The sequence below is a fragment of the Azospirillum picis genome, from assembly GCF_017876115.1.
GTDB classification, from domain to species: domain Bacteria; phylum Pseudomonadota; class Alphaproteobacteria; order Azospirillales; family Azospirillaceae; genus Azospirillum; species Azospirillum picis.
Genome location: NZ_JAGINO010000001.1, coordinates 186,283 through 210,210, shown reverse-complemented (window position 1 = coordinate 210,210; position 23,928 = coordinate 186,283). Strand labels below are relative to the sequence as shown.

The window sequence follows — 23,928 nt, the reverse complement described above, 5'->3', positions numbered from 1 at the left end:
CGTGCCGTCCACGGGGTGAGCGCAACCGGTTGACTTCCGAGTGCCCGATGAGATTGTCCGAACATCCGCTGACCAAGCCGGGCGTCCAGTCCGCCTCCCCGACCAGTGCAAGGGTGCCGGCCGCGGCATGTCCGGCCTTGCTGGCCGCTGCAGCCGTTGCGGCCATCGGTTCGGTGGCGGTGCTGCTGGTTTCAATGACCCCGCTGCAGACCGCCGTGCCCTGGATCGCGGCCGGAACCGCGGTGGCGGCCGGAACCGTGCTGCTGCTTGTGTTCGCCGGGCGCCGCCCTCGGGAGGCTGGCCGACCCGCGGCCCATTCCCCCGCGCCTTCGGCGATCGACGGGACTCGCGACGGCATGGCCGATGATCCGGTCCCAACGGCAGGCGGCCATGCGGACGGCGAGGACGCCACTCCCCTTGTGCTGCAACGACAGCTCGCGGCGGCGGCGGAGCGATTCCGCACCCAGCAGATCGAGGTGATGGACGACAGGGCCGAACTGGCCGGCGCCATCGTGCATGACATGAACAACGCGCTCGGCGCTGTTGCCGGATATGCCGATTTCCTGACCGCCGACCTGCCACCCGGTTCGCCGCAAGCCGACTATGCCGCGCGTATCCTCACAGCCGTCGATCGTGCCCGGCTCGCGCTGCATCGGCTGATGGCCACAGCCCGCCCGGGTCCCGTGGAACTGCGCACGGAACGCGCGTCGCGGGTGCTCGACATGGCCGCGACGCTCCTGCGCGGCGAGCACGCCGCCGGGGGACTGACCGTCTGCGACGAGGCCGGGGCACCGGACCCGCGTTGCGACGCCGGGCTGCTGGCGCGGACGCTGGCGGGTCTGGCGACGGACGTGGCTGTTGGCGTCGGTGGGGAAGGGCGGCATCTTGTCCTCCGCGCATCCGGAAGGACCGTGCGCGAAGGCTCCACCGCGGTCGAGGGCGACGAGGCGGGGGAGGAGGGGTGGCTGGTCCGTACGCCGCTGATGCCGCCTGCAGGGCTTCATGTCGTCTTCGAACTCCGCATTGACGGGCCGCCGCCGCCGCCAGAGGAGCTGTCCGCCCTCACCGACCCCCTGCTCGCGGCCCGTGCCCGGCATCGTCGGCGCCACGGCAAGCGGTCCGAGGGCGAGTCGTCTCCGGAGACCACTCAGGTCGCTGCCCTCCAGGCCGCGCGGCTTCATGGCGGCGGCTTGATCCTGCGCAGCCATCCGTCGGGCGGCACGCTGGTACAGCTCTATGTTCCTGCCGTCGCGTCCGCCCCGCGCCGCCCATCGGCGCCGCCCGAGCGGTGCGTCGCTCCCACCATCCGGGTGCTGGTGGTCGAGAGCGACCATGGCTGCGGCGACCGCTTCCAGACCGGCCTGGAGCAGCACGGCTGCGAAGTCTCGGTCTGCGACGATCCACGGGATGCGCTGGAGGCCGTCGCCGACGAGCCGGCCTTCTTCGACGCGATCGTCATCGGGCCGGGCTTTGGCCTCTCGGGCGGGGCGGCTTCGGCCGGCCGTGCCCTGGCCACACGGCTGAAGGCGCTTCGATCCGACCTGCCCTGCGTGCTCTATGCAGCCGGGAGCGATGCCGGCCGCCCCCTTCCCCTGTCCAGTTCCGCCGTGCCGGCGGACATCGTTCTGCCGCTGCCGGTCGATTTGCCGCGGCTGGCCCGCGGGGTGGCGGCGCTGGCCGCCGGGCGCAGCGACGGGCAACCGGGCACGGATAGGTCGGGCGCGGGCAGGTCGGGCACTGGCAGGCCGGACGACGACCGGGGGCGGCGGTGATGCTGCGCAGGCTTTCCCAGAACGCCTTCATCGCCGTCATCTGGCTGGTAACGCTGGTGATCGCGGCCGGTCTCTGGCTGGCGGCGCTGATGCTCAGCCGCTACGACGATGCCGAAGCCATGGCGCGGGCGGAGCGCGACAGCGGCATTCTCGCCCGCGTGGTCGCGGAGCAGACGACGCGCACCATCTCGGAAATCGACCAGATCCTGCTGTTCCTGATCGACGATTTCCATGACCATGACGATGCCTGGACCCATGGCGCCTCGGGCCTGCTGCGCGCGGCAGTGGATCGGTCGCACATCCTGGTCCAACTGGCGGTGATCGATGCGTCCGGCGACCTCCTGTTCACCAGCAAGGAGGATGCCCCGCGCCGGGTGCCCCTGTCCGACCGCGAGCATTTCCGTGTCCATGCCGACAATCCCAATGTGGGGCTGTATGTTGGCAAGCCTGTGTTCGGGCGGGCTTCGGGTCGATGGCTCCTGCAGTTGACGCGCCGGATCGAGCGCGCGGACGGCAGCTTCGCCGGGGTGCTGGTCGCCTCGGTCGATCCCTTCTTCTTGAGCCGGACGCTGGAAGGCCTCGACGTCAGCCCGAACGGCGCCGTGACGATCATCGGCACCGACGGCATCCTCCGGGCACGGTCGCAGATGGATGACCGGATCCTCGGCCGCGATCTCGGCGACACGCCGACGCTGTCGTTGGCACGTCGGCAATCGACCGGCTTCCTGCGCAGCCCGAGTCCCATCGACGGGGTCGTCCGGATGAGGTCGTTCCGCAAGCTGTCCGACTATCCGCTGGTCGTTACCGTCTCCTTCGACGAGCAGGCGTTCCTGTCCGACACCCGTCAGAGGCAGCGCTTCTACCTGGTGGGGGCGGCGACCTGCAGCATCGTGCTGTGCGGGCTCGCCCTGCTCGTGACGCGGCAGTCGGCGCGGTTGGCGGCAACCGCCCGCCGGCTCGCCCAGAACGAGGAACGGTTTCGCGACCAGGCCGAAACCGCATCCGACTGGTTCTGGGAGATGGATGCCGACCTGCGTTTTACGCGGCTGACCGGGCCGCTGGTGCCTTATACCGGCGACATGGAGCTTCCGATCGGCCTCCGGCGGGAGGATATCGCTCTGCGCGAGGACGGGGACGGCGAGAAGTGGGAGAAACACCGGCAGGCGATGGAGGAGCGGCAGCCCTTCCGCAACTTCCGCTACCGGATCATGACCGCCACGGGGCTGCGCTACATCAGTGTCAGTGGCCGTCCGGTCTTTGACGAACACGGGGTCTTTCACGGCTACCGCGGTTCCGCCGCCGACATCACCGAGCGGGAGCTGTCGGCCGAACGCCTGATATCGAGCGAGGCCCGCTACCGGGCCATGTTCGAGGCGGTGGGGCAGCCGATCGTCACCGTCGACGAGAACGGAACGGTCGATGCCTTCAACCGGGCGGCCGAAGCGCTCTTCGGCTACCGCGCCAGCGAGGTTGTCGGCGGACCGATGTCCAAGCTCATGCCGGCGGTCGCCGGCACCGACTATGACCGGTTGTTGACCGACTACCGCGAGAGCGACCGGGTGGTTCCTCAGTCGGACGTGCGGGAACTGACCGGCCGCCGCAAGGACGGCAGCGAATTCCCTCTTGAGGTGACCCTGGCCGGCTGGCATGCCGACGGGCGCCGCTTCATCACCGGCGCTCTGCGTGACGTCACCGTCCAGCGTGAGATCGAGGCGAGCCTGCGCCGGGCCAAGGAGGCGGCCGATCAGGCGAACCGGGCCAAGGGAGAGTTCCTGGCGACGATGAGCCACGAGATCCGCACGCCGATGAACGGGGTGCTCGGCGCCCTGGCCCTGGTCGACGGCCCCAACCTTGACGATGAGCAGCGCCAGCTCCTCGATGTCGCCAACCGCTCGGGTCTGGCCCTGCTGCAGATCATCGACGACATCCTCGACCTTTCCAAGCTGGAGGCCGGGAAGGCCGAGGTCGAGCCCGTGGACTTCGAACTGCGCTCCATGCTGCGCGACACCCTCGACATCCTGGAGCCGACGGCAGGCGGGCGCGGGCTGTTCCTGACGAGCGAGGTGGCGCCGACGGTGCCGGAGCGCGTGCGGGCCGACCTGCGCCGGGTCCGCCAGATCCTGGTGAACCTGATCGGCAACGCCCTGAAGTTTACCCATCGCGGCGGCGTGAGCGTGCGCGTTACGATGGACGCGGAGCAGAAGGGGGCCGATTGTTTCGAACTGAGGTTCGAGGTCGCCGACACCGGGATCGGCATTCCGCCGGACGTGCTGCCCACCCTCTTCCGCCGCTTCACGCAGGGCGACAGCTCGACGACGCGCCGGTTCGGCGGCACCGGGCTTGGGTTGGCGATCAGCCGTGAACTGGCGAACCTGATGGGGGGCCGGATCGGCGTGACCAGCACCGAAGGCAAGGGCAGCGCCTTCTGGTTCACCGTGCGCTGCCAGGCCGCTGCGGCTCCGGCCGACGACGTGGCGGCGGCGCCTTGCGCGCCCGGCCCTGTGCCTGCCACCGCCGACCGCCGTGGACAGCCCGCCCGCAGGATTGCCCGCGGGCTGCGCGTCCTGGTCGCCGAGGACAATGAGATCAACCGCGACATCGTCGTAACGATGCTGAACCGGGTGGGTCACCATGTGACGGCGGTTGAGGATGGGCTGCAGGCGGTGCGCAAGGTCGAGGAGGAGTCCTTCGACGTCGTGCTGATGGACGTGCAGATGCCGGTGATGGACGGCGTGACCGCCACCCGGCATATCCGCGCCATGCCGGGCGACGTCGCCCGCCTGCCCATCGTTGCCCTGACCGGCAACGTCATGCCCAACCATCGCGGCGAATATCTCGCCGCGGGCATGGATGGATACCTGACCAAGCCAATCATGTCGGCCACACTGTTCGAGACGCTGGCAAGCGTCACCGGTCCCGCCCGGCAGGCGGGCGGAGCCGGTGACGAAGCCCCCGCACAGCGGCCGGAGCGGCTGGAGCCGCCGGTCCCGGCGACCGGCGCGGAAACGGACTCCGGACCGGACGGCTGGCGTGGCGCGCCGTTGCTGGACCATGACCAGGCGGCGGAATTGCGTGCGGCGATCGGCAACCACGCCTGGGAACAGACGATGGCCGCCTTCGGGCGGACGATGCGCGACGGAATGGCCGCCTTCCGGGATGCCGGAAGCCCGTCGGCCGGGTCCGGGACCCAGCCGCTGGCGCGGATCGCCCATACGCTGAAGGGGACCGCAGCCAATGTCGGGGCGGTCCGGTTGAGCCGTCTGGCCGCGCTGCTGGAGCTGCGCGCGCAATCGTCCGGTGGCCATGGTCTCGACGACGCCTTGTACGAGGCGCTCGAGGATACGGCTGCCGCCACCAGCGACGCCTTGGCCGCCCTGACGCAGCCCGTGCCCGACGGTGTCGGGCACGGGGGAGCGTAGGGTTCGTCGGTCGGGGTTCGTCGGTCGCGGGCGCCTATTTCGCGAAGAGCTGCGACATGTCGGCGAATGCCTTGAACTCGAGGGCGTTGCCGGCGGGATCGAGGAAGAACATCGTCGACTGCTCGCCGACCTGGCCCTTGAAGCGGGTATAGGGCTCGATCACGAACTTGATGCCGGCGGCCTTCAGCTTCCCGGCCAGCGCATCCCAATCCGCCGGCTGCAGCACCACGCCGAAGTGCGGAACCGGCACGTCGTGGCCGTCGACGGGGTTGTGGTGGGCCGGGGCCGCATCGGGATCGCGCGGCTTCAGATGGGCGACGATCTGGTGGCCGAACAGGTCGAAATCGATCCATTCGTCGCTGCTGCGCCCCTCCGGGCAGCCCAGCACGGTGCCGTAGAAATGCCGGGCGGCGGCGAGGTCGTCGACGGGAAAGGCAATGTGGAAGGGCGTCAGCGTCGGCATCGGTGCGGGGACCTTTCAGGGACTTTGGCAGGTGGCTGCGGGTGGCCTCAGCAGACCCGATCGTCCCGGGCTTGACAAACGAGTTCTCAGGCGAAGATTTATGAGTTCAACTCATGGATCGGTTTCCGTCATGCCCGACCGCGTCCTGCCGTCGCTCAACGCCGTCCGCAGCTTCGTCGCGGTCGCTCGCCATCTCAGCTTCACCAAGGCGGCCGACGAGTTGGCGGTGACGCAGGGGGCGGTCAGCCGCATGATGCAGACGCTTCAGGCCGACCTCGGCGTCGAACTGATCCGCCGCGTCGGGCGGGGGGTCGAACTGACGCCGACCGGTGCAGCATTCTATGCCGAGGCGTCGGCGGCGCTGGACCGGATCACCGCTGCGGCGCGTGCGGCCCGCGCGCAGGAGGGTGGGGTGCTGAGGGTCAGTGCGCTGCCCACCCTGACCCAGCGCTGGCTGATTCCCCGATTGAAGCGGTTCCAGGCGGACAATCCCGACATCCTGGTCGAGGTCGGCGTCGGGGAACACCGGGTCGATTTTGCCAAGGAGCGGGTCGACGTCGCCATCCGCTATGGCGCCGACGACTGGCCGGGGGCCGAGGTCGCGACGCTGATGCCCGAGACCATGGGGGTCTTCTGCGCGCCGTCGCTGCTGGAGCAAGGCCCGCCGCTGCGGCATCCGGCCGATCTGGCGCAGCACCGACTGCTGCAGCACACCACCCGCCCGGATTCCTGGCGCGGCTTTCTCGCCGCCTTCGGCCTCCCCCTTCCGGAGGCAGCCCTATCGCTGGCCTTCGAGCATTTCTTCATGATCATCGAGGCGGCATCGGCCGGCATGGGCGTGGCGTTGCTGCCGGTCTTCCTGGTCCAGGATGACGTGACGAGCGGGCGGCTGGTGCAGCCGTTCGCCGAGACGCTGCGCCCGCGCGGCCGCTACCTGATCGCCCATGCGCCGGGCGCGGAGCGGGCACGCCGGGTGCGCCGCTTCAAGGAGTGGCTGCTGGCGGAAGCGGGGTAGGGGCTATCCCGGCGTTCCCGCCGCTCTTGCCGGTCCCCCGAGGATGGCGTCGACCGCGATGCGCAGGTCGGCGGTCACCTGGAAACCGCCATCGACGGGGTGCCGGGGTGGCGAGCCGCCTCCCAGGAGGGATTGACGTTCTCGCCGCCGAACGGCTCGACGCCGGCGAGAAGGATTGCCCGGGTCACGCCGGCCGGTCCTGTTCCCAGTCCGGCCTTCCCAGCCGCATGCCGTGGTTTCCGCGGTAGGCGGCCACCTCCGGCGGCGACCACCCCTCCAGCAGGCCGGGATCGAGACCGTGAATCTCGACGCCCAACGGCCGGCAGACCTCCAGCGGGTCGCGGGCATCCGGTCCCCACAACGGCACGCTGAGGTCGCCGCCGGGGCAGGTCGACAAGGCGCAGAGCAGGTCAATCTCGGCGAAGAACTCCAGGAAGTCGCCCTTCTGGGCCGGGCAGGCCTTCATGAAGTACTTGTCCTCGTCGTTCAGCCCGGTGACCTGGAAGACGTTCAGCACATCGTGCACGTCGAATTCGGTCAGGCCATAGGGAGCGACGGCACGGGTCAGGTTGGAGTGGCAGTGATGGTGGAAGTCTTTCCCCGTCAGCATGCGGTTGACGTAGGGATCGCACCGGGTGCCCAGGAGGTCGTGCACCCTGCCGCCATGCTCGTCGACGCCGTAGTCGGCCAGCGTGTCGTGGGTGATGGTCGCCAGCGGCCTCAGGTAGGGCAGCGTCGACCACAGCCGGTCGAAGGTGCTGACATGGGCCTGCTGGAGTTGCCGCGTGCGCGAGGCCCAGAAGCGTTCGCGGGGATTGTGGCGGTTCCAGATGTTGAGGTCGGCGACCTGCGGCCCCTCGATGGTGACGATGCGGAAGACATGGCCTGCCGGGACGGTCCAGGCGCGGCCGGAGCGGATCGGCACCACGAACTGCTCGACCAGGTGCCGCCCGGCGTTCTCTGTGCCGATGCGCCCGTAGAAGGCGCGGTCGACGTCGAGGGCCGAGCCTTCGGTGGCCCGGTAAGCGGCAGGATAGCTGGGCATCGCGGTCTCCCGGGTGAGCAGTCCGGCCCCCACGCCGGCTGGCCATCGATGATGGCCGGGTTCCGATGCCAGAGGCAACAGCTCTTCGGGCCCCGTCGGATGGCCCTCCAGCTCTTTGGCGGGGCGTTCCGGGGGATGGCCGCGGATTCCTCCGCCAAGGACGGCAAAAGCCGCCCCCCGGCGCGGAGGGGCGGCTTCCATCGGTGGACGGGGAGGGGCGTTGGGTGGCCCGTTCAGGCCGCAGCCGCGAGAACGCGGGTCTGGCGGGCGACCTTTTCGAAGGCACGCTCCTCGATCTGGCGGATACGCTCCCGGCTGACGCCATAGCGGACCGACAGATCCTCGAGCGTCAGCGGGGCATCCGACAGCCGGCGGCTGGTCAGGATGTCACGCTCGCGGTCGTTCAGGACCCCCATCGCCTCATGCAGAAGGGCGCTGCGGCGGCTGGCCTCCCCACGCTCCACCAGCGTGTCCTCGACCGTCGGGCGGTCGTCGGCCAGGAGATCCTGCCATTCCGCGGAATCGCCGTCGGCGGTGAGCGGAGCGTTCAGCGACGCCACCGGACCGGACAGGCGCCGGTTCATGGCGACCACATCCTCCTCGGGCACGGAAAGATCGTTGGCGATGCGGGTGACGCTGTCGGGCTGGAGATCGCCGTTGCCGTACTCGCCGAGCTTCCGCTTCAGGCGGCCGAGGCTGAAGAACAGCTTCTTCTGCGCTGCGGTGGTGCCGATCTTCACGAGGCTCCAGGATCGCAGGATGTAATCCTGGATCGACGCCTTGATCCACCACATCGCGTAGGTGGACAGGCGGAACCCGCGCTCGGGCTCGAACTTCTTCACGGCGGTCATCAGGCCGAGGTTGCCTTCGGCGATCAGGTCGGACAGCGGCAGGCCATAGCCACGGTAGCCGCCGGCGATCTTGACGACGAGGCGAAGATGACTGGTGACCAGCTTCTGCGCCGCTTCGACGTCGCCATGCTCGGTCCAGGCCTTGGCCAGCATGTACTCGTCCTCGGCGCCCAGAACGGGATAGCGATGCGTCTCGTTGATGTAGCGCGACAGCGACTCGCTGGAGTCGGGCGAACGGAGGGCAACAGCGGTGCTCATGTCACATCCTCATGCGAAGCGATATGACGGACGCAGGACCCCCGGATACGGCAGGCCCCGGCCTCTCCGGCGGAGCAGGCCGGGATATAGTACGAAATCGGTGCTGAAAGTCAAGCGTGGCGGCCGGACGCATGGGGGACAGCGCATTCCGACGGAGCCGGATCCGCGGTCGATTGACCTCGCTCAGTGCACCGGGGCGCAGGCCATGGCAGGAAGGGCGGGTCGCCGGGCACAACAGCGAAGGACCTGCAGGCCATGATGTTCGCCGTCGGCACCAAGGATTTCAAGACCATCGCCACCCATGGCGGCCGCACCCGCCGCTTCCTGGTCTACCGGGCGGCAGCCGGCGCCGAGCCCGTCGAGACCGGCCGGATCGAGTTGGGAGAAGGGGAGGTCCTCCACCTGTGCGGCGACGGCCGCCCGCACCCGATCGACGTGGCGCAAGTGGTGATCACCGGCTCCTCGGGTGCCGGCTTCCTCGCCCATATGCGCCGCCGCGGCATAGAGCCGGTGACGACCATGGAGTCGGACCCGGTGCAGGCGATCCGGTACTGGTTCGCCGGCGTGGTCAGGCCGGCGCCCGAGCCCGAGCATCCGCACGAGCACCATGACGGGGATGGGCAGCCCTGACCGGGGGGCGGCCGCCGGCAGGCATGGCCGAGCAGAGCGGCCCGTCAGAGCGGGAAGCTGACGCTCGCGGTGGTGCCGGCGGCATCGCTGTCGGTCGACAGCGTATCGCCGAGCTGTCCGGCCAACGCCTCCGCCAGCATCAGCCCGTCTTCCGCCGTGGCGTCGAATCCGGCGGGCAAGGCACGGCCATTGTCCTCCACCGTCAGGCGGGCGCGGTTGTCCTCCGCCTGCTGGCGCACCGAAACACGGATCCAGCCATCCTCGGGAAAGGCATGGTGCAGGCTGTTGGTCACCAGTTCGGCGATGATGAGGCCGAGCGGCATCGCTTCGTAGAGGCCGATCTGGATCGGGTCGGAGTCCACCGAAACCGGCACGCGCGACAGGGCGCCCGGCGTCCCCTCCCGCACGGCCTCGCACAGGGCGGAGATGTAGCGGCCGAGATCGACATGGGTTCCAGCGCCGCTTTCGTGCAACTGGCGGTAGAGGATCGCCAGCGCCTCGATCCGGACCATGGTCTGTTCGTAGGCGGCACGGGCATCGGGGTCGCGGATCCGGCCGGCCTGGAGCTTCAGCAGGCTGATGACGAGTTGCAGGCTGTTCTTGGCGCGATGCTGGAGCTCGCGCAACTCGGACTCCAGTTCCTGGATGCGCGCGGTCAGCCGGCTTTCCGGAGAGTCGCCGGACACCCCGCTCGACGCGACGGCATCACCCGGCTGGTCCGGGGGTGAATGGGCGGCCTGGAACCGCTGAAGCATCGGCATGGGAACGGACTCGGCTCGATCGTCACGGAAAGGCATTCTCGAAATCACTTGTCAATCTAAGCGCTTGTCCCGCCAGCCCCATCGGTTCTCATGGAGTAACCCGGCGCGCCTAGACGGTCGGCCAGGGGCGATTCCACGAGGCGCGATCGTGGCCGTCTGCTGCGCCGGTGGATCGGGTGCCTGTTCGGGCGGCAAAGCCCGCCGAAAGAAAGGTTGTGCCCGCAGGTTGCACCGGCAAGAGTGGATCGATGAAGACGCGCAAGATGCTCCTCTCTGTTCTGCTGTTGTTCACGCTTTCGGGCGGTTGTGTCGCAGTAATCGGTGCCGCCAGTCCCGGATTTGTCACGGCGACGGCGGTGCCGTTGCACCCGGACCGGCCCGCCAAGACCAGCATAGGGCCGCTTCATTTCCTGGGCGCTCTCGACATCCCCGGGAGTGCTTCCACCGGCGGGGAGCCGCTGGGGGGCTTGTCCGGCCTATGGGTCGATCCGGCCGGCCGGCGCTTCGTCGCCATCGGCGACACCGGGCTGGTGGCGGAAGGTGGGCTGGATCATGACGCCACCGGGCGGCTGACCGGCGTGCATGATGTCCGGACCCGCCCCTTGGCGGTGGAAGAGGGAGCGTCGGCAAGCAAGAGCCGCGTCGATGCCGAGGATCTGACACGCCTTCCGGACGGCGGTTGGCTGGTGACGCTGGAGCGCGATCACCGCATCCTGCGCTATCCCTCCGGCGCGGCGGGTCCGGACGGGATACTCGCCGCGATCCCGCTTCCTCCGCAGGTCGCCGCGCAGGCGCCGCGCAACAGCGGGCTGGAAGCACTCACGCGGCTGCCGGACGGCAGGCTCCTGACGATGGAGGAGGGGCGGGACGACGGCGACCGCAGCCGCCGCGCCTGGGTCACGCGGCCCGGCCTCGCCGACGGGCTGCCGCGGGACCCTGCGGATTGGGGCTCCTTCACCTACCTGGCCGCCCCCCGCTACCGCCCCACCGCCGTTGCGCCGCTGCCGGACGGCGGGGCGGTGGTGCTTGAACGCCGGGTATCGCTGCTGGGCGGCTGGTCGTCGCGCCTCGTGCGGCTGGCACCGGCGCAGATCCAGGCCGGCGCGGTGGCGGAAGGCGAAGAGCTCGGACGGTTGGAGGCGCCGCTGCTCAACGACAACTTCGAAGGCATCGCCACGCGGCCCGGGCCGGACGGCGCGACGCTGATCTACCTGGTTTCCGACAACAACTTCAGCATGCTCCAGCGCACCTATCTGGTGCTGTTCGCCCTTGGCGGGCCGGCCTCCTGACCCATTCCCGGCGGCCTTCCGCGACGGCCTGCAACCAAAGTCGAAGCCTCCTTCCAGGCCCGCAGGTTTGACAGGATGTCCATCCGGCGGCTAGCTAGCGGGACCGGCCGCTTGCGAGGGAAACAATCATGGCTGCGGACGAAAAGGTGGCGGGTGGCGCGGGGGCAGGGCGACCGGGAGCGTCCGGCATCCTGCGGCCGCTGCTGCTGACAGCGCTCGCCATGCTGGCGTTCGCCGCCAACTCCGTCCTGTGCCGTCTCGCCCTGACCCAATCCGCCATCGATCCCGCGAGCTTCACCCTGGTGCGCATCGCCTCCGGTGCCGCCAGCCTGTGGCTGATCGCCCGCGCCACCGGGCATGGTGCACCGGGGTGGGGCGGAGGAAGCTGGGCAGGGGCGGCGGCCCTGCTGGCCTATGCCGCCGCTTTTTCCTTCGCCTATGTCACGATGACAGCCGGGACGGGGGCACTGCTGCTGTTCGGCGCGGTGCAGGCCACCATGGTCCTGGCCGGGCTGAAGCGCGGGGAGCGGCTGGTGCCGATGCAATGGGCCGGCCTGACGCTGGCGCTTGCCGGCCTCGCCCTGCTGCTCGCGCCCGGCCTGTCGGCACCCGACCCGCTGGGGGCGCTGCTGATGGTGGTGGCCGGCGTCGCCTGGGGCGCCTACTCGCTGCTTGGACGGACCAGCCGCGACCATCCCGTCGCCACCACGGCCGGCAACTTCCTGCGCGCGGCACCGGCGGCGGCGGCGCTCGCGCTGCTCGCGGCGGCGGCTGGCGGCTTGACCATAGGGACAGGATTGCGGTGGGACGGCACCGGGCTTCTCTATGCCGTCCTGTCGGGTGCGTTCGCGTCGGGCGCCGGCTATTCCATCTGGTATGCGGCCCTGCCTGCGCTGACGGCCGCGCGTGCCGCTTCGGTCCAGTTGAGCGTCCCGGTCATAACCGCCATGGTGGCGATCCTGGCGCTGGGCGAACCGCTGACATTGTCCCTTCTGGTTTCCTCCGCGGCAGTGCTGGGCGGCATCGGGCTGGTCATCGCCGGCCGCCGGACCGGCGGACGCTAGGCTTTTGACGTTCCGCATGTTTCACGGTTCAAGCGGACCCGGCTGAACCGATCGGACCTCAAGCCCGCGCGATGTCGTTCAGCACGTCCTTGGCCAGGCTGCGGATGTGGCTCTCCATCGCCGCGCGGGCCTTGGCGGGATCGCCGTCCGCCAGGGCGTCGATCACTTCCAGATGCTCCAGGCAGTCGGGGCGGATTCGCGACGGCAGCCCGGACAGCTCGAACAGGCGGGTGGTGACCCGCAGATCGCGGATGATCTGGGCCATCACCTCGTTGCCGGAAGCCTCGGCGATCATCGTGTGCAGCACCTCGTCGGCCGCCCAGTGGTCTTCGAAGCGGACCTGCGGTTCGTCGCGCAACCGCAGCATCTCCGCCTTCATGGCCTGCAGCCGGACCGGGTCGATGCGGGCGGCCGCGGTCGCGATCGCCTCCCCCTCCAGGATCTCGCGCAGCCGCATGCTCTGGAAATACTCCCGGCTGGAAACCTCGCGCACCCGGTATGGCCGGTTGAACTCCTTGCGGATCAGCCCCTCGCTGGCCAGCCGCACCAGCGCCTCGCGCAGCGGCGTGCGGGAGATGCTGAGCGCGGTCGCCAGGCGGTCCTCGACGATGAGCTCGCCGCTGCGCAGCCGCCGGTCGAGGATCATCTCCAGGAGGGTGCGGTAGGCCATGTCCGCCAGGTTGACGCCGCCGGTCGCCTTCGCGGCCTCCTTCCCCTGTCTCGCGCTGTCCATGGTCATGCCGTCCTGCCGAATGCGGTTCTGCCCGGGTAGGGGCCGCCTGCCCGGCGGCGCCCCCACCGGGGGCTGCGGTAAAAGAGCAGAGGAAACCCCGCCCTGCAAAGGGTGTGATGGGTCCATCCACCGAAAGTTGCCACGGCTATGGTCGGCGGGATCGCTCAATGCGCCAGGATCTTCGCAAGGAACTGCTGGGCACGGTCGGAACGCGGCGTGTCGAAGAAATCGTCCTTGGGGCAGTCCTCGATGATGCTCCCATGATCCATGAACAGGACGCGGCTGGCGACGTTGCGCGCGAAGCCCATCTCGTGGGTCACGCAGATCATCGTCATGCCTTCCCGTGCCAGACCGACCATCACGTCGAGCACCTCGTTGATCATCTCCGGGTCGAGGGCGGAGGTTGGTTCGTCGAACAGCATGGCGATCGGATCCATCGCCAGCGCCCGTGCGATGGCGACGCGCTGCTGCTGGCCGCCGGAAAGCTGCCCGGGGAACTTCAGGGCATGGGCAGACAGGCCGACGCGGGCCAGCAGCGCCTCGCCCTTGGCTTCCGCCTCGGCGCGGTCGCGGCCCAGCACCTTGCGCTGCGACAGGGTCAGGTTCTGCATGATGGTCAGGTGGGGGAACAGCTCGAAGTTCTGGAACACCATGCCGACGCGGGCGCGCAGCTTGGTCATGTCGGTGCGCGGGTGCCCGACCTCGGTGCCCTCGATGAGGATGCGGCCGGACTGGAAGGGCTCAAGCCCGTTCACGCACTTGATCAGCGTCGACTTGCCCGAGCCGGAGGGGCCGCAGACGACGACGACCTCGCCCTTCTCGACGGTGGTGGAGCAATCCTTCAGGACCTGGAAGGTCCCGTAGTTCTTGCTGAGATTTTCGATGGCGATCATTCGGGCTCTCCCGGCAATGGTGGGCGGCGGTAAGGGGGCGGGGATAGGGGAAAGCGGCGGTGGTCAGCCGAAGCGGTCGATCAGGAACGGCGTCGGGTCGATGTCGCACTGCCCGTCCAGCATCAGGTCGGCGGTCATGCGCGCCACCACCGGGGCCAGCGTGTAGCCGTTGGAGGTGACCGTGTTGAAGAAGCCGGGAAGCCCCGGCACCGGACCCAGGATCGGGGCGCCGTCGATGTTGATGTTCATGGCGGCCCAGGCGCGCACCACATGCAGGCCGGCCATCTGGGGCAGCACGTGGTTGGCGACCCACAGGTTGCCCTCGATGCTGGACCGGGTGACGCTGTTGAAGCGCCGCGCAGGGTCGAAGGCGGCCGTCCAGGCGCCGCCGATGATCAGCCCGCCGGTCTTCGCCTGCTTCAGGCTGAGATGGCGGTCGGCATGGGCCACCAGTTGCCCGACCAGGGGCGGTGCCGGTTCGGTCACGATCATCTGCAGCGGCGCGCTGTGCACCGGCACGTCGATGCCGACCAGCCGTCCGGTCTCGCGCGACCAGGGGCCGCTGGCATTGACGATGCGCCCGGCACGGATGCGGCAGCGCGATGTCTGCACCGTCCAGCCCGCACCCTGGCGCCCGATGCCGGTGACGTTGACCCCGCGCAGGAAGCGGGCACCCTGGCGCCTCGCCTTCTCCAGCACCGCGTAGGTGGCGCGCAGCGGGTTGATCTTGCCTTCCTGCGGCGCGTACTCGGCGCCGACCAGCCGCTCGGACAGGGCGGGAGCGAGGCGGCGCAGCTCGGAGGCGCCGATGATCTCGTTTTCGATGCCGCGGCTGCGCTCCAGCGCCGCCTTGGCACGCAGGAAGGCCATGCCGGCCTCGCTGTCGGCGACCATCAGGCCGCCGGTGACGCCCATCTCGAAGTCGGCCCCACAGGCGCGTTCCAGTTCGCGCCACAGCGCGACCGAGCGGGGGCCGAGCACCAGCGTGTCGGCGGCGGGACCTCCGCCGGCCTCCGCCTTGGCGCCGAAATCGAAGGACAGAAGCTGGACGTGCAGGCTGCCGGCGTTGGCGCCCGAGGCCTGGAGGTTGGTGTCGTCGCGCTCCACCACCATCACGTCCTGCCCGGCCTGCGACAGGTAGTAGGCGAGGCAGGACCCCACCACGCCGCCGCCGATCACCAGGATGTCGGCCTGCTGGTCGGGCAGGGGCTCCACCTCCAGGGGACGCGCGAGGTTGGGGGTGATGGCGCGCTGATGCCCGCCCCACTCCGGCTTCTCGAAGGCGAAGGCCCCGGCCGGCGCCGGCTTGGCCGGCAGGCGGGGAGCCAGCATCTGCTCGGGAGCCGGCCGGCGACCGGTGGTCTCCGCCAGGAGGCGGCTGGCGGTGGCCGAGCAGTAGCGGCCCTGGCAGCGGCCCATGCCGAGCCGGGTGTTGCGCTTGAGCGCGCCTAGGCTGTCATGGCCGGCGGCGATCTCCGCCCGGATGCGGCCGAAGGTGATCTCCTCGCACCGGCAGAGCAGCGTCTCGTCGGGCACCAGATCCAGGCGCGCCGGCGGCGCGTCGTAGATCGCCCAGAGTGCCGACTGGAAGGCTTCCGCCCGCGCCAGATCTGCGCGGGCGCGGTCCGTTTCGCCGGGATCGGTGTCCGCGAGGCCGAGTTGCGTGGCGGCGGCGATGCCGGACAGCCGGCCGCGCGCCAGCGCGACGCGTGATCCGCCGAGATCGACGCCGTCGCCCACGGCGAAGACGCCGGGCACGCTGGTGGCGCCGTCGACCGCGATCTCGGTGGCGAGATAGCCGAGATGGCGGTCGACGACCCGGTGGGCGCAACCCAGCGCGCGGGCGATCTCGGTCGAGGGGATGAAGCCGTAGCCGAGGCAGAGAGCGTCGGCCTCGACAGTGACGGCGCGGGCCATGTCGGGAACGCCGTCGGCGCCCAGCGGCGCGTGGCTCAACCTCTCCAGCCGGCCATCGCCCCGGGCGGCGACCACCACATGCCCCCACAGCACCGGCACGCCGGCACGGCGCAGCCGCAGCAGGTAGCCGGCCCCCGCGCCGACGAGGTCGGGCGCCAGGCGCATGGCCTCCAGCATCCGCCGCCAGCGCCGCGGGGAGGGGCGGGGGGCGCTTTCCAGGACGGCGGCCACCTCGACGCCGGACGCCACCAATTCGTTGGCGAGCTGCAGGTTCAGCGGCCCGTTGCCGGCGACGACCACCCGGCGGCCGGGCGTGACGCGATAGGCGCGTGCCAGCGTCTGCGCCGCCCCGGTGGTCATCACGCCGGGCAGGGTCCAGCCGTCGAAGGGGGCCGGCCGCTCGTAGGCCCCGGCGGCGAGGACCAGCCGCTTCGGCCGGAACACCACCTCGCGCCCGCCGACCACCGCAACCACCTCGTCCGGGGCATGGGCGCCCCACACCGTCACCTCCTGCAGGAGGACGACGCCGGCCCGCCGCGCGGCCTCCACCAGCGTGGCGCCGTCGCGGAACTGGCGGTCGGTCGGCCGGTCGGCGCTGTGCGACGGGGCGAGCGGCTTGAAATACTGTCCGCCGCTCTGCGGGCGTTCGTCCAGCACCACGACGTCCGCGCCGCGCCTCGCCGCCGCCTCCGCCGCCGCGAGGCCCGCCGGCCCGGCGCCGATCACCAGCAGGTCGACCGTGCGTTCCTCCGGACCGGTCGCGTCGGGCAGCGGCACCAGCGGCATCAAGGGATCCTCGGCGGTGCCGGCCGGCACCTGCGAACGGATGCGCTGGCCGTCCGCAACCTTGGTCAGGCAGGCGCGCTGGTTCGCCCGCCCGTCCACCGTCACCAGGCATTCGAAACAGGCGCCCATCCCGCAATACAGCCCGCGCCGCCCGCCGTCGCGGGTGTGGCGGTAGGCGGCGACGCCATGGGCCGCCAGGGCGGCGGCGATGGTCTCGCCGGCATGGGCGGTGATCCGCCGGCCGTCATAGTCGATGTCGATGGCGGGGCCGACGCGGCGGACGCGGGGATGGTCGAGACGCATGGGAAGGCGGCTTTCCGGAGGCGGTTCCAACGATGTGCAGCGGTGCGGCAAAATGCACTGGATCTCTGTATACAGATAGTATACGAGTAGTATTTAGGCAAGATCAAAAAATAGGCAGGAGCTTCGGCATCCCATGACCTCCCCCTCCTCCCCGGCCTCCCGCCCCACGGCGCGGGCGGCGTTCCGCGGCACCTTCACCGTGCTCATCACCCCCTTCACCGCCGACGGTGCCGCCGTGGACGTCCCGGCGCTCCGGCGGCTGGTGAACTGGCAGATCGAGCAGGGAATCCACGGCCTCATCCCGCTCGGCAGCACCGGCGAGTTCCTGTCGATGACTCCGGAGGAGCGGGAGCAGGTGATCGAGATCTGCGTGCAGGAGGCGGCCGGCCGCGTGCCGGTGCTGATCGGCACCGGCGCGGAATGGACCCGCGACGCCGTGGATCTGGCCCGTCAGGCCGAACGCATGGGCGCCGACGGGGTGATGGTCATCCCGCCCTATTACAGCTCCCCGACGCCGGACGAGCTGTTCGAGCATTACCGCCGCATCGGCGAGGCGATCTCCCTGCCGGTGATGATCTACAACAACCCGGCGACCGCGAACGTCGACCTGACGCCGCCGATCGTCTCCCGCCTCAGCGAGATCGACAACGTCCTCTACATCAAGGAATCGACGCTCGAGGTGACGCGGGTCCGCGACATCATCGAGTTGTGCGGCGACCGCATGACGGTGTTCGCCGGCATCCTCGGCTACGAGTCCTTCTGGCTCGGCGCCCAGGGCTGGGTGGCCGTCTGCTCCAACCTGATCCCGCGCGACTCCGCCCGTCTCTTCGAACTGGTGGCCGATCACGGCGACCGCGAGCAGGCGCTGGCCCTCTACCGCAGGATCCTGCCGATCGTCCGCTGGGTCGGCGGCCACCGCTACGTCGCGGCGTCCAAGTCCGGGCTGGGGCTGATGGGCCTGCCGGTCGGCGCCCCGCGCGCGCCGCGCCTGCCGCTGCCCGCCGCCGACCTGGAGGGGCTGCGCGCCGACATGACGGCCCTCGGCCTGATTGGCTCGCTGGCCGCCGACGCCTAACGCCTACGCCTGACCATCGACGCCCGGGCGCCGGATCGCCCCGAACCAGAGAGGGACCATGATGACCATCCGCACGCTGCTGATCGCCGCCGGCCTCACGCTGACCGCCCTGCCGGCGCTTGCCGACACCTGCAAGCCCCTGGTGGGCGACGCCGAGCTGGTCAAGCCCGGCACCCTGGTGATGTCGACCAACCCGACGCTGCCGCCGATGCAGTTCGTCGACAGCAGCGGTGCGCTGAAGGGCATGCGCATCACGCTCGGCGAGGAGATCGCCAAGCGGCTGTGCCTGAAGCCGGAATATGTCCGCATCGAGTTCTCGGCGATGATCCCCGGCCTGCAGGGCGGCCGTTGGGACATGATCAACACCGGCATCTTCTGGAGCGAGGAGCGCGCCAAGATGATGCCGATGATCAACTATGAGTCCCAGGCGATCAGCGTCGCGGTCACCAAGGGCAACCCGCTCAACATCACCAAGCCGGAGGATCTGGCCGGCCGCACCGTGGGCGTGGAACTCGGCGGCTTCGAGGAGCGCAAACTGCGCGAACTCGACAAATCGCTGGTCGCCAAGGGCCTGAAGGCGATCGACATCAAGACCTTCGACAACTTCGCCACCGCCTTCCAGGCGCTGCGCGCCGGGCAGACCGAGGCGTCGGTGTCGATCGACCCGACCGGTGCCGAATATGCCAAGCGCGGCGATTTCGACCGCGCGCTGCACGGCCTGTTCCCCACCCCGGTGGCGCTGGCGATGAAGAGCAAGGTCCTGGCCGACGCCGTCGTCGGCGTGCTGAACGACATGCAGAAGGACGGCTCCTACCGCAAGCTGATGGAAGAGTACGGCCTGCTGGCGAACGAGGGCGCCTTCAAGGTGAACGGCCCCACCCAGCAGTGACGGGAGCGCGACGCGGGCGGCGGTCCCGGGCGCGTCCCGGCGCCGCCGCCCGCGCTGCAACACCGGAAAGAAACGGAAAGGTGACGGGATGAGCGGCGGCTGGAACTGGCAAGGCTTCTTCGAGTATCTCTTCAACGGCTACCTGCTCCAGGGAGCCTTGACCACCCTGTGGCTGACGCTGGCCGGCATCGCCGGCGGCCTCGTCGTCGGCTGCCTGCTGGCCCTGCTGCGGCTGTCGCCCTACCGCTGGGTGGCAATGCTCGCCAAGGGATACATCTGGGTGTTCCGCGGCACGCCGCTGCTGGTCCAGCTCATCATCATCTACACCGGCCTGCCGCAGGTCGGCATCAAGCTGACCGTCACCCAATCGGCTCTCATCGGGCTGATCCTGAACGAGGCGGCCTATCTGGCTGAGATCATCCGCGGCGGCATCCTCGGCGTCTCGCAGGGGCAGGGCAATGCCGGGCGGGCGCTCGGCCTGAACCCGGCGCAGGTGATGGTCTACATCGTGCTGCCCCAGGCCACCCGCATCATCATCCCGGCGCTCGGCAACAGCGTGAACGGCCTGCTGAAGACGACCTCGGTGACCTCGGTCATCTCGATGGAGGAACTGCTGCGCAGCACCCAACTGCTGATCCAGGAGCGCTTCATGGTGCTGGAGCTGTTCACCGTCGCCGCGATCTACTACCTGCTGATGACCTCGCTGTGGGACATCGTGCAGCGACGGATCGAGCGGCACTTCGGCCGGGCCTATCGCCCGCTTGCGCTGGCCGACGGCAAGTAGCCGGCGATGCGCCCGACGCGGCCCCCGCCGCCCGCTTCCCCGCCACCCGCTGCCCAGCCGTCCGCTGCCAAGGCGCCCAACCTGGCCGACCGCACCTACGAGCACCTGCGCGAGCTGATCCTCAGCCGCGAGATCCCCGGCGGCGCCGAGATCCCGGAGGGCCGCCTGGCCGAGCGGCTGCAGCTTTCGCGCACCCCGGTGCGCGAGGCGCTGGTGCGCCTGGTCGGCGAGCGGTTGCTGGAACGCACCGGCGACCGCGCCTACCGCGTCCGCATCGTCACCGCCCGCGAGTTCTTCGACTGCATGCAGATGCGTGAGCTGCTGGAGTGCCACGCCATCGAGGCGGCGGTGCCCAGGATCGCCGACGCCCAGTTGGCCGAACTGCGCGAGGGCCTGCGGGCCCTGGACGACGGTGCCGGCGACGAGCTGCAGCACTGGCAATACGACAACCGCTTCCACAGCGCCTTCGCCCGTGCCGCCGGCAACGAGGCGCTGGAGGAGACCGTCACCCGCATGCGCGTGGTCGCCCGGCTGTTCCGCATCTCCGGCCGCCATCACCGCAAGCAGGAGGTCGACGGCGAGCATCTGGCGATCCTCGATGCGGCGGAGCGGCGCGACCCCGCCGCGGCGCGCGCCGCGATGCTGGCCCACCTGCGCGCCCTCCAGGACGACGTCCGCCGCGCCATCGTCGCCGACGCCAACCCGGCCGGCTACTTCCTCTGACCCTTCCCCCGTCGACGGATCCGTCCGGCGACGCCTCTCTGGACCAAGGGAGACCTTCATGCCCCAGTTCGACACCGTGATCCGCAACGGCACGCTCGCCACCGCATCGGATGTCTTCGCCGCCGACCTCGGCATCACCGGCGGGCGCATCGCCGCCATCGGTGCCGGCCTGGGGTCGGGCGAGCGCGAGATCGACGCCACCGGCCGGCTGGTCCTGCCGGGCGGCGTCGACGCCCACTGCCATCTCGACCAGCCCAGCGGGGACGGATCGCTCTGCGCCGACGACTTCGAGAGCGGCACGCGCGCCGCCGCCTTCGGCGGCACCACCACCGTCATCCCCTTCGCAGCCCAGTTCCGAGGCCAGCCCTTGCGCGACGCGGTCGCCGACTATCACCGGCGGGCCGACGGCAAGGCGCTGATCGACTATGCCTTCCACCTGATCATCAGCGACCCGACCCCGCAGCTCACCGGCCAGGACCTCCCGGCGCTGATCCGCGACGGCTACACGTCGTTCAAGATCTACATGACCTACGACGACATGAAGCTGAACGACCGGCAGGTGCTGGAGCTTCTCGACGTCGGCCGGCGCGAGGGGGCCATGGCGATGATCCATGCCGAGAACGCCGACTTCATCGGCTGGCTGACCGACCGGCTGCTCGCCGCCGGCCACACCCAGCCGCGCTACCATGCCGAGTCCAGGCCGATGCTGGTGGAGCGCGAGGCGACCCACCGCGCCATCGCGATGGCGGAGCTGGCGGACGTGCCGATCCTGATCGTCCACGTCTCCGGCCGCGAGGCGATCGAGCAGATCCATTGGGCCCAGGGGCGCGGCATGCGCATCTACGGCGAGACCTGCCCGCAATACATGGTGCTGACCGAGCACGACCTGCACGCGCACGGCTTCGAGGGCGCCAAGTGCATCTGCAGCCCGCCGCCGCGCGACGAGGCCAACCAAGCGGCGGTGTGGGACGCGCTCGCGGGCGGGATCTTCCACATCGTGTCGTCCGACCACGCTCCGTTCCGCTACCAGGATCCGCGGGGCAAGATGCTGCACGGCCCGGACACTCCCTTCAACTGGGTGCCCAACGGCGTGCCCGGCATCGAGACCCGGCTGCCCATCCTGTTCTCGGAAGGCGTGAAGAAGGGCCGCATCGGGCTGCAGCGCTTCGTGGAGCTGACCTCGACCAATCCGGCCAAGATGTACGGGCTCCACCCGCGCAAGGGCAGCCTCGCCATCGGCGCCGATGCCGACATCGTGATCTACGATCCCGACCGGCGGGTGACCATCACCAACGGCATGCTGCACCACAATGTCGACTACACCCCCTACGAAGGGCTGGAGGTGACCGGCTGGCCGGAAACCGTGCTGTCGCGCGGCGATCTGGTGATCGACCGCGGCACCTGCGTCGCCGCGGCCGGCCGGGGCAGCTTCCTGCGCTGCGATCCCCCGGAACTGGCCAAGCCCAGGCCCGCCATCGCCTGATATCCAGCCATCCCGTCCGGACACCCACATCCAGGCGCCTGCTCCACGGCGCCGGCCGGGCAAGGACCCGAGCCGAGACACAGGATCACATCATGGACAGACTGACCATCACCGCCGGCCCCTTCACCTTCGGCGCCCGGTTCGAGACGTCGGCGGCACCGAGGACCTGCGCGGCGTTCCGCGCCCTGCTGCCCTACAGCTCGAAGATCATCCACGTCCGCTGGAGCGGCGAGGGCGTCTGGATCCCGCTCGACAAGACGGATTTCGGCCTCGACTACGAGAATGCCACCAGCCATCCGGCGCCGGGGCACATCATCCTCTATCCCGGCGGCATCAGCGAGACCGAGATCCTGCTGGCCTATGGCGGTGTCGATTTCTCCAGCAAGGTCGGGCAGCTCGCCGGCAACCACTTCATCACCATCACCGAAGGTCTGGAGGCGCTGCCCGAACTCGGCCGGCTGACCCTGTGGGAAGGCGCGCAGCCGATCCGCTTCTCGGTCGGATAGGATCGCCGCGGCGGCAGGCCCGGGTGATCGTTTCAAGCGATGCCGCTCGAAACGATCACATCCTAGAGGCGGACGGTCGACGCGGAGAAGCGTTGTGCGGTGGAGTGGTCGACGGCGTTCAGCGCCGCCGCCGCTCCCAGCGCGATCAGCACCGCGGCGGCGAACCCGAGCATCATGGCCTTCATCTTTTCACTCCCGGCTGTCCATCCCGTCCCATCCTGCGGCATAAGACCAAAGCGGCAGGGACGACGCAACCGGGCTGTGCCCCGAAACCGCGCACCGTCATATCTGGTCCGGATCGACGATCGTCAGGCTGATCACGTCGGAGTCGATCAGCACCTTTCCCGCATGCTCGAAATTCACGGTGATGCGGTTGCGGACGGCCGACTGCACCTGTCCGAGGCCCCAGTCAGGCTGGCCGGGGTGGCGTACCCAGGCGCCAGGCACCAGCGAATCGTCCATGTTCCGTCCCACCCGTCACGCTGTTGTTCATAGGAAATGCGACCGCCTGTGCGGCGGCGCCCGGAAAGTATAGAGTCACCGGCAGCCCGCCGTCGCCGTTCCTCTTTCCGGAGATCGTCTCGTGACCGATACCCCGCCCATCGCCGTCGACATCCGTGTGCTGGAGCTGCTGGCGTCCAAGCTCTGCCACGACCTGGTCAGCCCGGTCGGCGCCATCCGCAACGGGCTGGAGCTGATCGAGGAGATGCAGGACGACGAGGACGGCGCGGGGAGCGCCATCAGCGGCTTCCTCGGCGAGGCGGTGAAGCTGATCGATCATTCCTCCGGCCAGGCCGACCGGCGGCTGCGGGTGTTCCGTCTCGCCTACGGCCTGGCAGGCCGCGACCAGAAGGGGTTCGGCGATGCCCGCGCGGCCGCGAGCGGCTGGGTGGAGGGCGGGCGGACACGGCTGGATTGGCCGGCCGGCGTGCCGCACGACATGACCGCCCAGCGCCGCGGCGTGGTGAAGCTGCTGCTGAACCTGATCCTGCTGGCCGACGAGGCACTGACCCATGGGGGACTCGTCTCCGTCGCCGCGGAGGGCGGGGAGGAGAGCGGCCGCGTGATCGTGACCGCCGCCGGCCGCCCCGGCACCCTGAACCCGGAGGCCGCCGCGGCGCTGGCCGGCACCGCCACCGCGGACGCCCTGACGCCGCGCACCATCCACGCCTATCTCGCCGGTCGGCTGGCGGAGAGCGACGGCTTCCGCATATCGGTCGCGACGGAAAGCAGCGAAAGGCTGGTCTTCACCGCACAGTGGTGATGGCC

Annotated in this window: 22 protein-coding genes; 13 read left to right on the top strand and 9 right to left on the bottom strand. The window is 69.9% G+C overall.

Going from position 1 to position 23,928, the window contains the following annotated elements; translation table 11 throughout:
* Positions 1 to 47 precede the first annotated feature (47 nt).
* Positions 48 to 1,772: a hypothetical protein gene (locus J2850_RS00955; protein ID WP_209977841.1), complete on the top strand. Its 1,725-nt coding sequence runs from the start codon at positions 48 to 50 to the stop codon at positions 1,770 to 1,772.
* Positions 1,772 to 5,191, top strand: a complete 3,420-nt coding sequence (locus J2850_RS00950) for a PAS domain S-box protein (protein WP_209977839.1) — start codon at positions 1,772 to 1,774, stop codon at positions 5,189 to 5,191. Before J2850_RS00955 ends, J2850_RS00950 begins: the two co-directional genes overlap by 1 nt.
* Positions 5,192 to 5,225: 34 nt before the next feature.
* Here J2850_RS00950 and J2850_RS00945 read toward each other — a convergent pair whose 3' ends face one another.
* Positions 5,226 to 5,654 carry a VOC family protein gene (locus J2850_RS00945; RefSeq protein ID WP_209977837.1) on the bottom strand — a complete coding sequence of 143 codons (429 nt, stop codon included), beginning with the start codon at positions 5,652 to 5,654 and terminating at the stop codon, positions 5,226 to 5,228.
* A gap of 130 nt (positions 5,655 to 5,784) precedes the next feature.
* Here J2850_RS00945 and gcvA point away from each other — a divergent pair, with 130 nt between their 5' ends.
* A complete protein-coding gene (gene gcvA, locus J2850_RS00940; RefSeq protein ID WP_209977835.1) occupies positions 5,785 to 6,669 on the top strand; it encodes a transcriptional regulator GcvA in 885 nt (294 codons plus the stop codon).
* A 184-nt stretch (positions 6,670 to 6,853) separates the two neighbouring features.
* Here the strand turns inward: gcvA and J2850_RS00935 are convergent, their stop codons facing one another.
* Together J2850_RS00935 and rpoH are read right to left on the bottom strand one after the other, a co-directional pair.
* Positions 6,854 to 7,714, bottom strand: a complete 861-nt coding sequence (locus tag J2850_RS00935; RefSeq protein ID WP_209977834.1) for an urea carboxylase-associated family protein — start codon at positions 7,712 to 7,714, stop codon at positions 6,854 to 6,856.
* Positions 7,715 to 7,947: 233 nt separating this feature from the next.
* Positions 7,948 to 8,823 (bottom strand): RNA polymerase sigma factor RpoH, encoded by an 876-nt coding sequence (gene rpoH, locus J2850_RS00930; protein ID WP_209977832.1) that lies wholly within the window; start codon positions 8,821 to 8,823, stop codon positions 7,948 to 7,950.
* Between the two features lie 255 nt (positions 8,824 to 9,078).
* Between rpoH and J2850_RS00925 the strand changes: the two genes are divergently transcribed.
* Complete coding sequence (locus tag J2850_RS00925; RefSeq protein ID WP_209977830.1) at positions 9,079 to 9,453, top strand: NifB/NifX family molybdenum-iron cluster-binding protein; 375 nt, start codon at positions 9,079 to 9,081, stop codon at positions 9,451 to 9,453.
* A gap of 44 nt (positions 9,454 to 9,497) precedes the next feature.
* Here the strand turns inward: J2850_RS00925 and J2850_RS00920 are convergent, their stop codons facing one another.
* On the bottom strand, positions 9,498 to 10,214 hold the full coding sequence (locus J2850_RS00920) for a sensor histidine kinase (protein ID WP_246512667.1): 717 nt from the start codon (positions 10,212 to 10,214) through the stop codon (positions 9,498 to 9,500).
* Between the two features lie 248 nt (positions 10,215 to 10,462).
* Here J2850_RS00920 and J2850_RS00915 point away from each other — a divergent pair, with 248 nt between their 5' ends.
* Together J2850_RS00915 and J2850_RS00910 are read left to right on the top strand one after the other, a co-directional pair.
* Positions 10,463 to 11,503 carry an esterase-like activity of phytase family protein gene (locus tag J2850_RS00915; protein WP_209977825.1) on the top strand — a complete coding sequence of 347 codons (1,041 nt, stop codon included), beginning with the start codon at positions 10,463 to 10,465 and terminating at the stop codon, positions 11,501 to 11,503.
* Positions 11,504 to 11,631: 128 nt separating this feature from the next.
* Complete coding sequence (locus J2850_RS00910; RefSeq protein ID WP_209977823.1) at positions 11,632 to 12,567, top strand: DMT family transporter; 936 nt, start codon at positions 11,632 to 11,634, stop codon at positions 12,565 to 12,567.
* Between the two features lie 58 nt (positions 12,568 to 12,625).
* Here J2850_RS00910 and J2850_RS00905 read toward each other — a convergent pair whose 3' ends face one another.
* The 3 genes from J2850_RS00905 to J2850_RS00895 form a co-directional block, all read right to left on the bottom strand.
* Entirely contained in the window at positions 12,626 to 13,300 is a 675-nt protein-coding gene (locus J2850_RS00905; protein ID WP_246512664.1) for a GntR family transcriptional regulator, read from the bottom strand.
* Between the two features lie 164 nt (positions 13,301 to 13,464).
* Positions 13,465 to 14,193: an amino acid ABC transporter ATP-binding protein gene (locus J2850_RS00900; RefSeq protein ID WP_209977819.1), complete on the bottom strand. Its 729-nt coding sequence runs from the start codon at positions 14,191 to 14,193 to the stop codon at positions 13,465 to 13,467.
* A gap of 63 nt (positions 14,194 to 14,256) precedes the next feature.
* Positions 14,257 to 17,199, bottom strand: a complete 2,943-nt coding sequence (locus J2850_RS00895; protein ID WP_209977817.1) for an FAD-dependent oxidoreductase — start codon at positions 17,197 to 17,199, stop codon at positions 14,257 to 14,259.
* 133 nt (positions 17,200 to 17,332) lie between these two features.
* Between J2850_RS00895 and J2850_RS00890 the strand changes: the two genes are divergently transcribed.
* The 6 genes from J2850_RS00890 (at position 17,333) to J2850_RS00865 (ending at position 22,659) form a co-directional block, all read left to right on the top strand.
* Positions 17,333 to 18,274: a dihydrodipicolinate synthase family protein gene (locus J2850_RS00890; RefSeq protein WP_209977815.1), complete on the top strand. Its 942-nt coding sequence runs from the start codon at positions 17,333 to 17,335 to the stop codon at positions 18,272 to 18,274.
* Between the two features lie 58 nt (positions 18,275 to 18,332).
* Entirely contained in the window at positions 18,333 to 19,163 is an 831-nt protein-coding gene (locus J2850_RS00885; protein WP_246512663.1) for an ABC transporter substrate-binding protein, read from the top strand.
* 88 nt (positions 19,164 to 19,251) lie between these two features.
* On the top strand, positions 19,252 to 19,947 hold the full coding sequence (locus J2850_RS00880; protein WP_209977813.1) for an amino acid ABC transporter permease: 696 nt from the start codon (positions 19,252 to 19,254) through the stop codon (positions 19,945 to 19,947).
* Between the two features lie 6 nt (positions 19,948 to 19,953).
* Positions 19,954 to 20,670, top strand: coding sequence for a GntR family transcriptional regulator (locus tag J2850_RS00875; RefSeq protein WP_209977811.1), 717 nt, complete (start codon positions 19,954 to 19,956; stop codon positions 20,668 to 20,670).
* Between the two features lie 58 nt (positions 20,671 to 20,728).
* A complete protein-coding gene (hydA, locus tag J2850_RS00870; RefSeq protein WP_209977809.1) occupies positions 20,729 to 22,153 on the top strand; it encodes a dihydropyrimidinase in 1,425 nt (474 codons plus the stop codon).
* Positions 22,154 to 22,245: 92 nt separating this feature from the next.
* On the top strand, positions 22,246 to 22,659 hold the full coding sequence (locus J2850_RS00865) for a DUF3830 family protein (RefSeq protein ID WP_209977807.1): 414 nt from the start codon (positions 22,246 to 22,248) through the stop codon (positions 22,657 to 22,659).
* 62 nt (positions 22,660 to 22,721) lie between these two features.
* On the opposite strand, the gene J2850_RS32005 is transcribed toward J2850_RS00865, so the two are convergent.
* Both J2850_RS32005 and J2850_RS00860 read right to left on the bottom strand, forming a co-directional pair.
* Positions 22,722 to 22,844 carry a hypothetical protein gene (locus J2850_RS32005; RefSeq protein WP_281414942.1) on the bottom strand — a complete coding sequence of 41 codons (123 nt, stop codon included), beginning with the start codon at positions 22,842 to 22,844 and terminating at the stop codon, positions 22,722 to 22,724.
* Between the two features lie 97 nt (positions 22,845 to 22,941).
* Positions 22,942 to 23,121, bottom strand: a complete 180-nt coding sequence (locus J2850_RS00860; RefSeq protein ID WP_209977805.1) for a DUF3553 domain-containing protein — start codon at positions 23,119 to 23,121, stop codon at positions 22,942 to 22,944.
* 121 nt (positions 23,122 to 23,242) lie between these two features.
* Here J2850_RS00860 and J2850_RS00855 point away from each other — a divergent pair, with 121 nt between their 5' ends.
* Positions 23,243 to 23,923: a histidine phosphotransferase family protein gene (locus J2850_RS00855; RefSeq protein WP_209977803.1), complete on the top strand. Its 681-nt coding sequence runs from the start codon at positions 23,243 to 23,245 to the stop codon at positions 23,921 to 23,923.
* The last annotated feature ends 5 nt before the right edge of the window (positions 23,924 to 23,928 follow it).

Excerpts from the sequence above, each read along its gene's own strand:
- J2850_RS00955 (WP_209977841.1), top strand. The coding sequence starts at position 48 with ATGAGATTGTCCGAACATCCGCTGACCAAGCCGGGCGTCCAGTCCGCC.
- J2850_RS00950 (WP_209977839.1), top strand. The coding sequence starts at position 1,772 with ATGCTGCGCAGGCTTTCCCAGAACGCCTTCATCGCCGTCATCTGGCTG.
- J2850_RS00945 (WP_209977837.1), bottom strand. The coding sequence starts at position 5,654 with ATGCCGACGCTGACGCCCTTCCACATTGCCTTTCCCGTCGACGACCTC.
- gcvA (WP_209977835.1), top strand. The coding sequence starts at position 5,785 with ATGCCCGACCGCGTCCTGCCGTCGCTCAACGCCGTCCGCAGCTTCGTC.
- J2850_RS00935 (WP_209977834.1), bottom strand. The coding sequence starts at position 7,714 with ATGCCCAGCTATCCTGCCGCTTACCGGGCCACCGAAGGCTCGGCCCTC.
- rpoH (WP_209977832.1), bottom strand. The coding sequence starts at position 8,823 with ATGAGCACCGCTGTTGCCCTCCGTTCGCCCGACTCCAGCGAGTCGCTG.
- J2850_RS00925 (WP_209977830.1), top strand. The coding sequence starts at position 9,079 with ATGATGTTCGCCGTCGGCACCAAGGATTTCAAGACCATCGCCACCCAT.
- J2850_RS00920 (WP_246512667.1), bottom strand. The coding sequence starts at position 10,214 with ATGCCGATGCTTCAGCGGTTCCAGGCCGCCCATTCACCCCCGGACCAG.
- J2850_RS00915 (WP_209977825.1), top strand. The coding sequence starts at position 10,463 with ATGAAGACGCGCAAGATGCTCCTCTCTGTTCTGCTGTTGTTCACGCTT.
- J2850_RS00910 (WP_209977823.1), top strand. The coding sequence starts at position 11,632 with ATGGCTGCGGACGAAAAGGTGGCGGGTGGCGCGGGGGCAGGGCGACCG.
- J2850_RS00905 (WP_246512664.1), bottom strand. The coding sequence starts at position 13,300 with ATGGACAGCGCGAGACAGGGGAAGGAGGCCGCGAAGGCGACCGGCGGC.
- J2850_RS00900 (WP_209977819.1), bottom strand. The coding sequence starts at position 14,193 with ATGATCGCCATCGAAAATCTCAGCAAGAACTACGGGACCTTCCAGGTC.
- J2850_RS00895 (WP_209977817.1), bottom strand. The coding sequence starts at position 17,199 with ATGCGTCTCGACCATCCCCGCGTCCGCCGCGTCGGCCCCGCCATCGAC.
- J2850_RS00890 (WP_209977815.1), top strand. The coding sequence starts at position 17,333 with ATGACCTCCCCCTCCTCCCCGGCCTCCCGCCCCACGGCGCGGGCGGCG.
- J2850_RS00885 (WP_246512663.1), top strand. The coding sequence starts at position 18,333 with ATGATGACCATCCGCACGCTGCTGATCGCCGCCGGCCTCACGCTGACC.
- J2850_RS00880 (WP_209977813.1), top strand. The coding sequence starts at position 19,252 with ATGAGCGGCGGCTGGAACTGGCAAGGCTTCTTCGAGTATCTCTTCAAC.
- J2850_RS00875 (WP_209977811.1), top strand. The coding sequence starts at position 19,954 with ATGCGCCCGACGCGGCCCCCGCCGCCCGCTTCCCCGCCACCCGCTGCC.
- hydA (WP_209977809.1), top strand. The coding sequence starts at position 20,729 with ATGCCCCAGTTCGACACCGTGATCCGCAACGGCACGCTCGCCACCGCA.
- J2850_RS00865 (WP_209977807.1), top strand. The coding sequence starts at position 22,246 with ATGGACAGACTGACCATCACCGCCGGCCCCTTCACCTTCGGCGCCCGG.
- J2850_RS32005 (WP_281414942.1), bottom strand. The coding sequence starts at position 22,844 with ATGAAGGCCATGATGCTCGGGTTCGCCGCCGCGGTGCTGATCGCGCTG.
- J2850_RS00860 (WP_209977805.1), bottom strand. The coding sequence starts at position 23,121 with ATGGACGATTCGCTGGTGCCTGGCGCCTGGGTACGCCACCCCGGCCAG.